Source organism: Mucilaginibacter ginsenosidivorans, assembly GCF_007971025.1.
Classification (GTDB): Bacteria; Bacteroidota; Bacteroidia; order Sphingobacteriales; family Sphingobacteriaceae; genus Mucilaginibacter; species Mucilaginibacter ginsenosidivorans.
Map to the genome: position 1 here is coordinate 4,857,193 of NZ_CP042436.1, position 13,965 is coordinate 4,871,157.

The following is a 13,965-nucleotide window of genomic DNA, read 5'->3' on the forward strand; positions in this document are numbered from 1 at the left end:
AAGTCGGAAAGTCCGAAAGATTAGTTGTCGAAGATGATGAGCGACATCTTCAACTTTTATAACCCTTCCAAACGGATAATTCCTTCAAACGACCTTTTTTATTTGCCGGTATGATGAGCGTCATTTTTTAAAGCTTAGCCTGCTTTTATTTTTATAGATGCATTCAGGTGCCTTTGGATTGGAATTTATTACCCCTATTGAATTAACTAATGGGAACACAGATCATGGAAGCAAACCACAACGATGGGTTTGACCTTGCAGTAGCCGACCACATCTCGGCCATGCTGGCCTACTGGGACAAAAACCTGGTGTGCCGTTTCGCCAATACAGCCTATTTGGACTGGTTTGGCAAGTCGAGCGAGCAGCTTGTAAATAAAATGACGCTGATGGACTTGCTTGGCCCCGAGCTTTTTGCGAAAAATCACCCTTATATTATGCGTGCGCTTGCCGGCAGTCCCCAGACTTTCGAGCGGGATATCCCAATGCCCGATGGCAGCATACGACCGTCGATCGCTAATTATTTCCCCGATATAGACAGCAAAGGCGAAGTCAAAGGTTTTTATGTGCATGTGGCCGATGTCACAGCCATGAAAATACTCGACAAGGAATTGCAACGCTCCAACCAGATCATCAGGGAACAAAATAACCGCCTGCTTAATTTCGCTAATATCGTATCGCACAACCTGAATACTTACGCCTTCAACCTGGCGACCCTGCTGGATTTTATTGACGAGGCCAAAACCGAAGAGGAAAAAAATGAGCTGATGGGCTATTTGCGTGCCGTATCAAAAAATTTCAGCTCAACAATAAAAAACCTGAATGAGGTGGCCGACGCTCACAATCAGGATAAGCTTAAATACGAATGGCTCAATTTGTACGATTATGTTGAAAAAACTGCCGGCATGTTGTGCAAACAGGTGAAAGATACAAACGCGCTGATATTGAACCGCATTGACACCACGCTGATGCTTTGGGCTAACCCGGCTTACCTTGACAGTATCATTTTAAACTTTTTGACCAATGCCCTTAAATACCGCCACCCCGACAGGTTGCCGCTTATCGAGCTGACAACCGCGGTTGAAGGCCGCGAACTGGTTTTCAGGATAAGGGATAACGGATTGGGTATCGATCTTAAACGGCATGGCAAGGATATTTTTGGCATGTATAAAACCTTTCACGGCAACCAGGATGCAAAGGGCATAGGCCTGTTCATAACCAAGTTCCAGACCGAAGCGATGGGCGGCCGTATCTGCGTTGAAAGTGAAGTTAATAAGGGCAGTACCTTTAGCGTATACTTTCTGCTCAAATCGGTTCAGTTACCGTCGTAAAAAACAATCAGTAACACCGTCGGCGCGTCAAAGGCTATTACCGCTTCAAAACAGCCTTTTTAGGGTCGATAAAATCGTTCAGCGCCGGCGGCACACCGGCGGTGTTACTGAAAAATTAATATTATCGCCTAAGTGACCGCTATCATTTTTCGCGCTGTTATTATTGGGTAAATTACTGAAACAATTTACTGGCAATTAACCCATTACAATGAAAGTGCTGATTATTGAGGATGACGAGGATACCCGCGAAGCTTTGGGTTATATCGCAGCGGAGCAGGGTTGCCGGGTGTATTACGGCGATGGGGACATCACACTGTCACGTATCAAAAAAATATCACCCGACCTGCTGATACTGGATGACTGGGTGAACAACTACCAGGGAACCAGCATTTGCGACCTGGTAAAATTAAACAGTGCTACAAAGCATGTCCAGGTAATGCTTATATCCACCCGCCCTAATATCGAGGAAATAGCCAAAGGCTGTAAATGCGACGCTTACCTTTCCAAACCCTTTAACCTGGACGAACTTCAGCATATCCTATACAGCCTGGCGCATTGTGCGCCCGGTTTGGCTTAAGCAATATCATTATTGCTTAATTCGAATTGGATGCCAAAAACCTATTCAACTTAATCTAACTCAATCAACCCTTTCCGTCTTTCGGACTAAAAACTATCTTTGCGCTATTATGAGCAATTACCCCGAAGAAATTTTCAAGAACGTAATATCACACGCCAAGGAATATGGCTTTGTATTCCCGTCGAGCGAAATATATGACGGCCTGAGCGCCGTATACGACTACGGCCAGAACGGTGCCGAGCTGAAGAATAACCTGAAAACCTACTGGTGGAAGGCTATGGTACAGATGAACGAGAATATCGTTGGGCTTGATGCTGCCATATTTATGCACCCAAAAGTGTGGGAGGCAAGCGGTCACGTGGCAGGTTTTGCCGACCCCATGATAGACAACAAGGATTCGAAAAAACGCTACCGTGCCGACCAGCTTTTGGAAGATAAGATAGCGCTATATGACAGCGAGGGCAAAACCGACCTGGCCGAGGAGTTGCAACTGGAGATGGATAAAGCGCTGAAAGCCGAGGATCTGCCGCGGCTGCGCGAACTGATCATTGAGCATAATATCAAATGCCCCGTAAGCGGCACTGCCAACTGGACCGATGTTCGCCAATTTAACCTGATGTTCAGCACGCAGATGGGCGCTTTAGCCGAGGAATCGGACGTGGTCTATCTTCGCCCCGAAACTGCGCAGGGCATATTTGTGAACTACCTGAATGTACAGAAGTCGGGCCGCATGAAGATCCCGTTCGGCATAGCGCAAATAGGCAAGGCTTTCCGTAACGAGGTTATCGCCAGGCAGTTCATCATCCGTATGCGCGAGTTTGAGCAGATGGAGATGCAATTTTTCGTTCGTCCCGGCACGCAAAAGGAATGGTTCGAGCGTTGGAAGCAAGTTCGTTTAAAATGGCACCTTGCCTTAGGCACGTCGCCGGAAAAATACCGTTTTCACGAACATACCAAGCTGGCGTTTTACGCCGATGCGGCTTTCGATATTGAATTTGAGTTCCCTTTTGGTTTTAAAGAAGTGGAAGGCATACACAGCCGTACCGACTTCGATTTGAGCCAGCATCAGAAATATTCGGGCAAAAAACTGCAATATTTCGACCCCGAGATCAACCAGAACTATGTGCCTTACGTGATAGAGACCTCGATAGGCCTCGACCGCCTGTTCCTGCTTACGATGATAAACGCTTACGAGGAAGAGGACCTGAGCACCGAAGAACGTGCCGACAGCCGCGTGGTATTAAGGCTTCATCCCTGCCTTGCCCCGGTTAAGGCTGCTATATTCCCGCTGACGAAAAAAGACGGCCTGCCCGAGAAGGCCCGCGAGATAATGGATAGGCTGAAGGTGGATTTTAACCTGCAATACGAGGAGAAGGACGCCATCGGCAAACGCTACCGCAGGCAGGATGCTATAGGTACACCATTTTGTATTACGGTGGACCATCAAACGCTTGAAGATAACACCGTGACCATCCGCTACCGCGACACCATGCAGCAGGAACGTGTAAATGCCGCCGACCTGGACAGAATCATCGGCGATTTGGTAAGCTGGAAGAACGTGTTGTAAAAAACAAAAATAAGTTACTATAAATCAGCCCGTTTGCTAACCGCAGGCGGGCTTTTTTGCTTTAAGCATAATTAGGTATAACCAAAACACCTTAGTGTTACGTATAAAGTTGAAGTTTAAACAAATAACTTATTAACCCCTGTAGTAAAGCTTATTTGTGAAGTGGGTGATGTAAGGCATTTTTGGGATGCTATGCTTAACTAAAAAAACAGAACTTGAAGCGTTATTTAACTTTATTTATTCTTCTGCTTACAGCTTTATCTGGTTTCGCCAGGGGACCGTATGATGGCTCTTATGCCGGCTCCTCGGCTTATGGCATGGCAAGTTACCGGGTGGACAGCCTCAAAACACTGCTTGCTGCGTCGCTGGCCAATAAGGATACCCCTATTGATACGCTTACCATAAACAGGATAAACAAGCTTGCCGCCGAATTTATTGATATCAATCCCGACAGCACTATTTATTACAGCAAATTGGCGATCGTAAGGTCCATTGCAATAAAATACAACTCCGGTATTGCCGACGGGATGGTTGAGCTGGGTAAGGTTTACAGCCTGAAAGGCGATTACACAAAAGCAGAAAAGAATTTTAAAGGAGCCGAACTGCTTTACATCAAAATAAAGGACGACGCCGGCCTCGCTAATTGCTACATACACACGGGCCGGTTATATAACCGCATGTCCAACTTCAATACGGCATCGTATTATTTTAACAAATCCCTCGAAATAAACAGGCGGATAAGCAACGAGGCGGGTATAGCCGACAGCTATCACAACATTGGTATGGTGGCCGATAATATCGGCAAATCGTCGTATGCGCTTGATAATTATTTCAAGTCGCTGTCTATCAACATCAAGCTTCACGATAAGTTTTCATCAGCATCCAACTATAATAACATAGGCGAGATTATGAAAGGCATGGAGATCTACCCGAAATCCATGGAATATTACAAAAGGGCCCTGTTAATATGGCAAAATTCAAAAAACATACAAGGCATGAGTACCGGCTATCAGAACATTGCCGAGATACTGATGCTGCAAAAGAAATTTGACGAAGCGCTGCCCTACATCCGCAGATCGTTAAAGCTCACCATCGACCAGGATGATAAGGACGGTTTGGCAGGCTTGTACCGCGACCTGGGATTGTGTTATGCCAACAAAAAGGATTTCGCCACTTCACTTGCCTATATGGCCAAGTCACTGAAAATAGCCACCGACTATAAGCTCGACTATGACAAAACCGTATCTCTGAGCAGTTTTGCATCAGTCTATAACCTCCAGAAAGACTATAAGAATGCCTACCAGTATGCGACAATCGCCCGGGAAGCATCCCAGAAACTTGGAAACATATCCCTGCGTGCAAACGCTGCACTTCAATTAAGTTCGGCTTTGGCGGGTTTGGAAAGGTTCCAGGAAGCCTTTGAAATGCGCAAGCAGTATGACGATTTGAAGGATAGCCTGAAAAGCGAGGAAAATGTACAAAAACTAACATCCTTCAACCTGGAATCGACCTTCCAGGAAAAGCAGCGCCGCATTGCCGAAGAGCACCAGCGTAAGGATGAGCAATACCAGGAAAAGATACAAAGGCAGGGCTTGCTGAGTGTTATCTTCTTTATTATCATCTTGGGTATGATCGCCGTGCTGATCGTGTATTACAAAGCCAAACGCAAACAACAAAAGATCAATACCATACTGGAAGACAAGAACCACGAGGTTTTGAAGCAGCAGGCCGATCTGAATAATCAGACCTATAAGCTTAACGAATCGAATAACCTTAAGGACCGTTTAATATCCGTACTGGCACACGACCTTAGGGCTCCGTTAAGTACGCTAAGGGGTTTATTCGGTTTGCTTGAAGATGAAAGCATTACGCACGAGCAGTTTTTAAGTATGATACCGCAGGCGTTGAAAAAGCTGGAATACACATCCGACTTTTTGGATACCCTGTTATTCTGGATCAACAGCCAGATGGAAAACTTCAACAGCTCGACAAAGAGCTTCACACTAAAAGAAATTGCAGCCTTCGAGGTGCAAAACTACCAGGAACAGGCAGCCGAAAAGGGTATAAAACTATTAGACAGCGTACCGGAGTCAATGGCTGTAACCGCCGACCCCAATTCGATACGCATAGTTATACGCAACCTGATAACCAACGCCATCAAATTCTCAAGGAAGGATGATACGATCCAGGTTACGGCACATCGCCACGAGGACAATTTTATCCTGCTATCCGTAAAGGACACCGGCGTGGGCATGTCGGAAAAACAGTTGAATAAGCTGTTCAGGAGCAAAGTAGATAGCGGCACGGGCACCAATAATGAGTCGGGCACCGGTATGGGCCTGCTTTTCTGCAAGGACCTCATCGAAAAATGCAACGGCAAAATATGGGTAGAAAGTGTACAGGGCTCGGGCACCGAATTCTTCTTTACCCTGCCCATGACCATGAGCATTGTAAAAGAAGAGGAAGAAGTTGCGATGGCATCGTAACCCCTTCCCCCTATCTCATCAACACATTTTTATTGTCCGGCACCGGCATCGCCCCGGTTCAACCCATTGATATAGGCCTGCGCGGTAACCTTCTTAGGATCGCCCTGGTAAACCCAAACAATATTGCCTATGTATTTGCGGAAGGCGTCGTTTACCTGCGTAACGGTTAATTTCTTTACATCGTCCACCAGGGTCATCGAACGGCGCCAGTTGTCAAAAAGCACCTCATTAGCCGCAATAGAAGCTGCCTGGGCCTGGTTAGTTTCCTGGCGGTAATAGAAACCCGTTAGGTAGGTCACTTTCATATCATCCACCTCATCCTTGGTAAACCCGGTCTGTTTGATGGTATCCACCAATTTGCTGAATACCTCGATATATTTATCAGGCTGTGTCGTAGACACTGCGAACCTGGCCACCGCGGTGCTGCCGCCGGTAAACCATGATTGGGGCGCGTAGGAAAGTCCATTTTTAGTGCGGATATACAAAAAGTGCCTGTTGGCAAATATGCGCATGGCTACATTAAATGCATTGTAATCGTCCATGCCGGGCGATGGGCCGCTTGTGGTGCCTTCAACATAATTGGTTGCCAATTCGCGTGGCTCTATAGCGATGGAGTTTTTATAGGCCCTGAAAAAATCCTTTTTTAAATGGAAAGGCGCACCTTGTTTGATACCCGAAAGCAACTGGCCAACACGCTGCTCAATAACGGCACGGTCAAGGCTCGAAACCACAACGATCGTCATCCTCGAACGCGTCAGGATAGACTGATAATAGGCTTTTGTTTCTTCGGGGGTCAGCTTCTCTATCACTGCAACGGTTCCGTACGGGTCTTTGGCATAGTCGCGGCCGGCAAAGGCAACCTTGTCGGCATATTTGTTGATAGCGGCATCTGGCTGGCTGTCCTGTTCTTTCAGGTTGTTGACAGCATCCTGCTGGATACGGGCAAACTCCTTTGCGTCAAATTTCGGGATGGTTATCGCTTCGGCGTACAGGGGCCATACATCGTCAAAATCCATCTTAATGCAATTCATGCGGATTACCGAATAATCCTTGCCGCACAACCCGTAAACCGATGCATTTACTTTATCCAGCGCATTTTTAAAGCTGTTCTTATCGTGTTTCAGCGTACCGCATTCGGTAAGCGCGTTAAGCGCGAGCGATTCGATACCTGCTTTATCGGCCGGGTAATTTTGTACGCCGCCCTTTATCACGGTTTGTATCTCAACAATATCGTTGCCGCTTGGCTGAACGATGACCTTGACACCGTTGATCATCATATCGTAACCCTTGTTCGATTGGGCGTATACCATCTGCAGGCTTAAAATTCCGGCAGCGGCTAATAGTAATATTTTCTTCTTCATTGTGATGCGCTTTATTTATTGGGCTGCAAAAAATGTACTTGCATTAAGCTGTTTGTTCAGCTCCGGGTTAATGATCAGTCCGGCCACCATGGGTTTACCGGTGATATATTTGTTGATGTACCTGATAATGTCCTCGCGCGTTACCTTCTGGTAGTTGCTGTCCATATCGGTGTAGTAATTAAGCGATGTACTGCACCACTGGTAACTTGCCTGGCTGGCCAGGGTAGAAGGTTTTTCCTTGCGGTGAACGCTGTTGCGGATCATGATGGCCTTGGCATCCTTCAACTGCTCGTCGGTAAAGTAATCCGGTTTGGCAAACTGGGCTATCTGATTCATTACCTCTGCATAACATTCCTTTAACTTATTTGGGTTAGGATTAACGAAAATATCTATCGGGCCAACATATTTGCAGGTTGTATAGCCCAGCGATGCATTGGTAGCCAGCCCCTTATCAACCAGGGCCTGCTGGAATTTAGACGAGTTTAGTCCCATTATCGTCGAAAAAACGTCAGCTGCCACGGTCGAAGCCGAGTCGGTGAGGTAAGATGGCCCCTGCCACGAAAACTGCATATCGGGTGTTTGGGCTATAGCCATTTCCTTCACAAAAAATTCGCTCTTGTCCAAAGGTTTGAACGGCGGAATAGGATATTTCTGCAACGGGTCGAAACCGCTGCTGGCCCAGTCGCCAAAAGTATTTTCGGCTAAGGCAAATGCCTGTTCATGCTTCACATCTCCACAAATGGTCAACAGGCTGTTATTAGGGAAATAGTATTTGTTTTTAATGATCATCATCTTTTCCGGCGTAGCCGTGTTGATCACCTCGTGTATGCCGATAGGATTTTTACGGGTTATCAGGTCGCCCCAAAGGTGTTTCTGCACCTCGTACCAAAGCTGGAAACCGGGGTCGCTTTCGGCCCGTTGGAACTCGCCGTCGACTACCGGCCGCTCTTTCCTCATATCTTCCTCGCGGTATATCGGGAACCGGATAGCCGCATTCATAAACTTCAACCCGGCTTTCAAGCTGTCCCTGTCGAACGTAAAGAAATAGTTCACACGCTCCACATCGGTCGTACCGTTCCAGATGGCGCCCAGTTGCTGCGTGCGCTTCAGGAAAGCTTCCTGGTTCGGGTAATCCCTGTTCGCTTTGAAGAACATGTGCTCGAACAGGTGCGAAAGCCCGCTAAACTCGGGCCCTTCAGTGTAGGCGCCGTTCTTTACAGCAATTTCGATGGTTGCCAGCGGCACCTTGCTGTTTTCTATCACCAATACCTCGAGACCGTTCGGAAGTTTTTTCCAGAAATACCCTTCGGGCAGGCGCAACTGTGCCTTCGACTGGAAGGCAAATAAGGAAACGGCGCAGCTTAAAAGTAAAAATCGTACAAATTTGAATGTCATAAAAGAATGGTTTTTGCAATAAGACTATAAATATATTGCTTCTGTTACGAAACTTATGTGCGAATAACACAATTTAACAAAAACGCCCTGAATGCAAATGATCAGGACTCTGGCTGTCACCGTTATTCCCGGGCGCGCTTTACTAATTTTACATTTCGCCTTTCATCTCAATAACCTAACTTTAATCCATGATCTCACTTCACAACAAAAACGCAGTTATTTACGGCGCAGGCGGCTCGCTGGGCGGCGCTGTTGCCAAAGCTTTTGCCGCGGCCGGCGCCAGGGTATACTTAACCGGTCTGCACCTAGAGAAAGTACAAAAAGTTGCAGCAGAGATACAAGCATCCGGCGGTTACGGAGTAGCCGACGAGGTGGATGCGCTGGACGAACAGGCGGTTGCGGCACATATTGCCAAAGTTGCGGAGCAGGCGGGCACTGTGGATATCTCGTTCAACACTGCATGGAACGGCGTTGTACAGGGTGTCCCGCTAACAGAGATATCGGTTTCTGATTTTATAACGCCGGTAAATATGGCCCTGCAAAGCAGGTTTATCACAGCGGTTGCTGCTGTCAAAGTAATGATGCAGCAACGGTCGGGCGTTATCCTAAACCTTACTGCCACACCCGGCGGCACGGGCTATCCTTACACCGGCGGCTTCGCTCCTACCTGTGCTGCTATCGAGAGCCTTTCGCGCAACCTGGCGGCAGAGTTCGGCGCGTATGGCATCAGGTCGGTGAATATCCGGTCGGCCGGTTCGCCCGATTCAAAAGTTTTTGCCGATACCATTGCGGCCAAACCCGAGCTGATGAGATCGATACTTTCAACAATGGAAGCCGATACCATGTTAAAAAAACTACCCGGCATGGCTGATATCGCCAACACGGCGGTATTCCTGGTTTCGGACCTGGCCCGGATGATAACCGGCGTTACGATCGACGTAACATGCGGCACCACCGAAGGTATCAATTACCGGGTCGGGATGCCGTCGTTCAACGAGGTGCAATAAAAAAGCGCCCGGTGGAAACAGGGCGCTCTCGATTAACAGGTAATAATTTTTTATGCGTATTGATAGGTCATTGTAATTGGCACGCTAAGGGCCTTTGATACAATACAATTTGCTTTTGAGCCTTCTGCAATTTCTTTAAACTTCTCCTCAGAAACGCCTTCGATCGGTGTAGCTTTCAGATCAAGGTGAATGCCTGATATGGTGAATGTGGTAAGATCAAGTTCGAGCGTTGCCTCGGTGGTCAGGTCGCCCGGGGTAAAACCGGCTTCGGACAGACCATAGCCAACTGCCATAGTAAAGCATCCGGCATGTGCAGCGGCTATCAACTCTTCGGGATTGGTGCCCACGCCTTGCTCAAATCTTGTTTTAAATGAATATTGGGTATTGTTAAGCGTAGTACTTTGTGTCGTGATTTCACCTTTACCATCTTTGAAGGTGCCATGCCAGTGTGCTTTTGCTGTACGTTTCATAGTTTGTTGTTTTAAAGATTGACCGAAATTAAGACAATTAATATTAAACTCGTTTAAATTTTACCTTATTTAAGCCCACATTTCTGCCAGAAGGGGATTGGGTTTGGCTTACCACTTCGCACGTTCGTATTGTACCGGCCACTTTGCTTCGTGCCTAAGCTCATGTGCCGCCCGCAATGCAAAATGCGGATCGCGAAGCATTTCACGCGCTAATAACACCATATCTGCCTGTCCTGTTTGAATTATCTCATCGGCCTGCGACGATTTAGTGATCAGCCCGACAGCGCCGGTAAGTACGCCTGCTTCTTTTTTAACCTTCTCCGCAAATTCAACCTGGTAGCCGGGCTTCAGCGGTATTTTAGCCGCCGCCACGTTGCCACCCGATGAACAATCCACCAGGTCGATGCCTTTGCCCTTCAATATTTTAGCCAGGGCCACAGAATCATCAGCTGTCCATCCGCCTTCCGTCCAGTCGGTTGACGATATGCGAACAAAGAGCGGCAGATCGGCCGGCCAAACTTCCTTTATAGACTCTGTAATTTCAAGCAACAGCCTTATCCTGTTTTCAAACGTCCCGCCGTAATCGTCGGTGCGTTGATTGCTTAACGGCGAATAAAATTCGTGGATCAAATAACCGTGCGCACCGTGTATTTCTATCACTTTAAAGCCAGCTTCTAATGCCCTTATCGCGGCAGCTCTAAAATCGGCTTTTATTTTTTCTATCCCGGCCCTGTCCAATTCCTGCGGGGCTTCTTCTGCATCGGTAAACGGAATTGCGCTTGGCGCCAAAGCTTTCCAGCCACCAGCGGCATCGGACCTTATCTGTTTGCTGCCCTGCCACGGAACGTCGTGACTTGCCTTGCGGCCGGCATGCGCCAGTTGGATGCCGGCAACGCTTCCCTGCTGGTGTATAAAGTCCGTGATCTGCTTTAGCTTTTCGATATGTTCATCTTTCCAGATACCCAGGTCACCCGGACTGATACGCCCTTCGGGCGATACCGCCGTAGCTTCCGTTATGACCAACGAGGCGCCGCCAACGGCAAATGCCCCAAGGTGTACCAGGTGCCAATCGTTTGCAAAACCATCGGCGCTGGAATATTCGCACATCGGCGAAACTACAATACGGTTCTTAAATTCGATGCTTTTTATAGTAAGAGGAGAAAAAAGATGAGGCATGTTATTTTGTTTTCGCAAATAAAGTAAAGTAACACCACGAATACCTCACAGTTTTGTCAAATACCTGCGGGCATCATTTAAATCGGCAAACAACGAACATTTTTATCAATCCCATTGTTGGGCTGAAAATGTTTGCGCTGTTAACGAACAATTAACAGCAAAGCATTAGATTAGAAATGTGTACACTATTATTAATCTACCGATCCGGATTTGACCACTTACACAACTTTGATCATTTTAAGCGGGCTGGTAATTTTTTCGTACCTGTTCGATCTTATTGCGGGTAAAATTAAGTTGCCCTCGGTGCTGCTGCTGTTGTTTTTGGGTATAACCATTAAGCAGGCAGTTAACTATTTTGGATTCAAAACCTATGATTTTACACCGATATTACCTGCACTCGGCACCCTCGGCTTGATTTTAATCGTTTTTGAGGGATCACTTGAACTGAAGTATACGCCCGAGAAGAACCGTATCATAAAAAAAACTTTTCTTTCCGCGCTTATCATTTTGCTTGTTACCTGCGCATCTGTTACTACCATCATCTATTACCTCAGCGGTCGCGATATTTACCTTTGTTTCCTTAATTCTATCCCGTTTTGCGTGGTCAGTTCTGCTATAGCTATACCATCGTCCTCGGGCATAAGTAAACAAAAGCGGGAATTCATTATTTACGAATCTTCCTTTTCCGATATCCTGGCCATTGTGCTGTTCAACTTTGCCGTATCCAATACCAGTTTCGATATTAAGGCTTTCAGCGGTTTGGGTATCGAATTGATCATTATCATCCTGTTCGCTGCTTCGTCGTGCGTATTGCTTTTATACCTGATCGGCCGCATCACGCATCATATCAAATTTTTTCTTATCATTTCACTCATTATCCTGGTTTATTCGATAGGTCAAACCTATCATCTTTCAGCACTTATAATCGTGTTATCGTTCGGCCTTTTCCTCAACAACGCCGGGCAGATCAGGCTACCCTGGTTCCGAAAGAATTTTCTGTACCCCGGTTATGCTTTTGATCTGAAACAGCTATTGCAGCTTTCTGCAGAAAGTGCTTTCCTGATGCGGACGTTCTTTTTTGTGATGTTCGGATTTTCGATGGACATTTACCAATTGGAGAACTGGGCCCTGCTTGCCACCGGCGGCGCCATACTGCTGGCCATTTATATCATCCGGTTTTTCTATATCAAATTTGTTTCTAAGATCGATCTGATGCCTGAACTGGTATTAATACCACGCGGCCTGATCAGCGTGCTTCTATATTACAACCTGCCAAAAGAACTTAGGATTAAAGGCATAGAGACAGGATTGCTTTTTGTAGTGATACTGGCAACCAGCATCATCATGAGCGTCGGACTATTGCTGACAAAGAAAGAGCCGCAGCCAGGTGAAAGTGAAAAGGTATGATCCGCTTTAGTCCATCTTTTCTTCCCGCTTCACCAACAAAACCTCGTCGCCATCCAAAGGCAGGTATCCGTATTCATAACAAAAATGATAGGTCTTGCCGTTCTGCGTTTGATAGGTGCGGGTATGATACTCAAAATCAAAACCTTTTGCAGCCATTTTTTGGCGGGTAGTTTTTGTTTTGCCGCCCGGGTTAAGCTCTTCCATTACGCGGCGGTTTCGTTTCAGGATATTGTTAATGTTCCTAACCATGTTATAACTGCTGCTATTCAACTGGTTGTTGTAATTATTGCGGCACTGGTCGTTACAAAATTTTTTATCGGCGCGCCCATGTAAAACTTCGCCGCAGTCGAGGCAGTATCTTTCGCTCATGCAGTAAAGCTAAATAATTATTTATCCATTTGCAAACGTTTACAAACGGAAATTGTCGACTATAAGCGGCATCTATATCTCACTTTAACCCATTGAAAGTGACCATTTTATTAATAATTATTTATTTATATATTGTGCTGGAATTCCCTAAATCAGCAAGTCAATGAGTTACGAATTAACCGATGCACAAGTGCTAACACAACTGCGATTAAGAAAGATAAAATTAACGCTCGAATTGGAGCGGGTAGACATAGCGATTAAGGCTTTTGAGGAGGTAGATGTGTCGGGCATGAATAAGTTTGACCTTATGGCAATCGATACCGATGTGGACACGGATTTAGCCGCCGATAAGCGTTACAGCCCGACCATGACCAATGAGCAAAAGGTTTTATGGGCATTAAGCAAAATGAAACGGGCAACGGCTGTTGAAATATCGGATTACCTAATCCATACCGACCCGGAACTAAAAAACAGGCATCGGGTAATAACTGCAATCACTTATACAGCCAGTCGCATGTTCAATGCCGGGAAAATCGGGGGCGAAAAGGTCGGGACTAAGAATTGGTATAAGTTGAAAGCCAATAAAATATGAGATAAATCACTTTTTGTATTAATTGTTGACATTACCAAAAAAGTAATTACATTTACGGAGTAACGATTAAACCTTTTATGCGTCTAATTGTCAAAAAAAGAGCCAAACAAACAATTTTAGTTTACGTAAAACAGTTATATTTATATTGTGTTTAAAAATATAAAGATGACAAAATATTGAGTGTTATTTTTACACTTTGTATTATATTTGCACAAACTTTTACAATCGAC

At 46.1% G+C, this 13,965-nt stretch carries 12 protein-coding genes; 7 read left to right on the plus strand and 5 right to left on the minus strand.

Features of this window, described 5'->3' with window-relative positions; genetic code table 11:
- The first annotated feature begins 209 nt into the window (after window positions 1-209).
- The 4 genes from FRZ54_RS22135 (at window position 210) to FRZ54_RS22150 (ending at window position 5,958) form a co-directional block, all read left to right on the plus strand.
- Window positions 210-1,328, plus strand: coding sequence for a PAS domain-containing sensor histidine kinase (locus tag FRZ54_RS22135; RefSeq protein ID WP_147033985.1), 1,119 nt, complete (start codon window positions 210-212; stop codon window positions 1,326-1,328).
- A 208-nt stretch (window positions 1,329-1,536) separates the two neighbouring features.
- Window positions 1,537-1,905 carry a response regulator gene (locus tag FRZ54_RS22140; protein ID WP_147033986.1) on the plus strand — a complete coding sequence of 123 codons (369 nt, stop codon included), beginning with the start codon at window positions 1,537-1,539 and terminating at the stop codon, window positions 1,903-1,905.
- 109 nt (window positions 1,906-2,014) lie between these two features.
- Window positions 2,015-3,472, plus strand: coding sequence for a glycine--tRNA ligase (locus tag FRZ54_RS22145; protein ID WP_147033987.1), 1,458 nt, complete (start codon window positions 2,015-2,017; stop codon window positions 3,470-3,472).
- A gap of 215 nt (window positions 3,473-3,687) precedes the next feature.
- On the plus strand, window positions 3,688-5,958 hold the full coding sequence (locus FRZ54_RS22150; RefSeq protein WP_147033988.1) for a tetratricopeptide repeat-containing sensor histidine kinase: 2,271 nt from the start codon (window positions 3,688-3,690) through the stop codon (window positions 5,956-5,958).
- Window positions 5,959-5,987: 29 nt separating this feature from the next.
- On the opposite strand, the gene FRZ54_RS22155 is transcribed toward FRZ54_RS22150, so the two are convergent.
- Both FRZ54_RS22155 and FRZ54_RS22160 read right to left on the minus strand, forming a co-directional pair.
- Entirely contained in the window at window positions 5,988-7,319 is a 1,332-nt protein-coding gene (locus tag FRZ54_RS22155) for a M16 family metallopeptidase (protein WP_147033989.1), read from the minus strand.
- Between the two features lie 15 nt (window positions 7,320-7,334).
- Window positions 7,335-8,714, minus strand: coding sequence for a M16 family metallopeptidase (locus FRZ54_RS22160; protein WP_147033990.1), 1,380 nt, complete (start codon window positions 8,712-8,714; stop codon window positions 7,335-7,337).
- 188 nt (window positions 8,715-8,902) lie between these two features.
- On the opposite strand from FRZ54_RS22160, the gene FRZ54_RS22165 reads away from it, so the two are divergent.
- Entirely contained in the window at window positions 8,903-9,721 is an 819-nt protein-coding gene (locus tag FRZ54_RS22165; protein ID WP_228462568.1) for an SDR family NAD(P)-dependent oxidoreductase, read from the plus strand.
- Between the two features lie 50 nt (window positions 9,722-9,771).
- Here the strand turns inward: FRZ54_RS22165 and FRZ54_RS22170 are convergent, their stop codons facing one another.
- Window positions 9,772-10,191, minus strand: coding sequence for an OsmC family protein (locus FRZ54_RS22170; protein WP_147033991.1), 420 nt, complete (start codon window positions 10,189-10,191; stop codon window positions 9,772-9,774).
- Between the two features lie 108 nt (window positions 10,192-10,299).
- Window positions 10,300-11,367 carry an NADPH dehydrogenase NamA gene (namA, locus tag FRZ54_RS22175; protein WP_147033992.1) on the minus strand — a complete coding sequence of 356 codons (1,068 nt, stop codon included), beginning with the start codon at window positions 11,365-11,367 and terminating at the stop codon, window positions 10,300-10,302.
- A 210-nt stretch (window positions 11,368-11,577) separates the two neighbouring features.
- Between namA and FRZ54_RS22180 the strand changes: the two genes are divergently transcribed.
- Window positions 11,578-12,774: a cation:proton antiporter domain-containing protein gene (locus FRZ54_RS22180; protein ID WP_147033993.1), complete on the plus strand. Its 1,197-nt coding sequence runs from the start codon at window positions 11,578-11,580 to the stop codon at window positions 12,772-12,774.
- 6 nt (window positions 12,775-12,780) lie between these two features.
- On the opposite strand, the gene FRZ54_RS22185 is transcribed toward FRZ54_RS22180, so the two are convergent.
- Entirely contained in the window at window positions 12,781-13,143 is a 363-nt protein-coding gene (locus FRZ54_RS22185) for a hypothetical protein (protein WP_147033994.1), read from the minus strand.
- A 163-nt stretch (window positions 13,144-13,306) separates the two neighbouring features.
- On the opposite strand from FRZ54_RS22185, the gene FRZ54_RS22190 reads away from it, so the two are divergent.
- Entirely contained in the window at window positions 13,307-13,735 is a 429-nt protein-coding gene (locus FRZ54_RS22190; protein WP_147033995.1) for a hypothetical protein, read from the plus strand.
- The last annotated feature ends 230 nt before the right edge of the window (window positions 13,736-13,965 follow it).

Bases quoted from the DNA above. Each gene is read 5' to 3' on its own strand.
- FRZ54_RS22155 (WP_147033989.1), bottom strand. From the start codon at position 7,319: ATGAAGAAGAAAATATTACTATTAGCCGCTGCCGGAATTTTAAGCCTG.
- namA (WP_147033992.1), bottom strand. From the start codon at position 11,367: ATGCCTCATCTTTTTTCTCCTCTTACTATAAAAAGCATCGAATTTAAG.
- FRZ54_RS22160 (WP_147033990.1), bottom strand. From the start codon at position 8,714: ATGACATTCAAATTTGTACGATTTTTACTTTTAAGCTGCGCCGTTTCC.
- FRZ54_RS22145 (WP_147033987.1), top strand. From the start codon at position 2,015: ATGAGCAATTACCCCGAAGAAATTTTCAAGAACGTAATATCACACGCC.
- FRZ54_RS22140 (WP_147033986.1), top strand. From the start codon at position 1,537: ATGAAAGTGCTGATTATTGAGGATGACGAGGATACCCGCGAAGCTTTG.
- FRZ54_RS22135 (WP_147033985.1), top strand. From the start codon at position 210: ATGGGAACACAGATCATGGAAGCAAACCACAACGATGGGTTTGACCTT.
- FRZ54_RS22185 (WP_147033994.1), bottom strand. From the start codon at position 13,143: ATGAGCGAAAGATACTGCCTCGACTGCGGCGAAGTTTTACATGGGCGC.
- FRZ54_RS22165 (WP_228462568.1), top strand. From the start codon at position 8,903: ATGATCTCACTTCACAACAAAAACGCAGTTATTTACGGCGCAGGCGGC.
- FRZ54_RS22190 (WP_147033995.1), top strand. From the start codon at position 13,307: ATGAGTTACGAATTAACCGATGCACAAGTGCTAACACAACTGCGATTA.
- FRZ54_RS22170 (WP_147033991.1), bottom strand. From the start codon at position 10,191: ATGAAACGTACAGCAAAAGCACACTGGCATGGCACCTTCAAAGATGGT.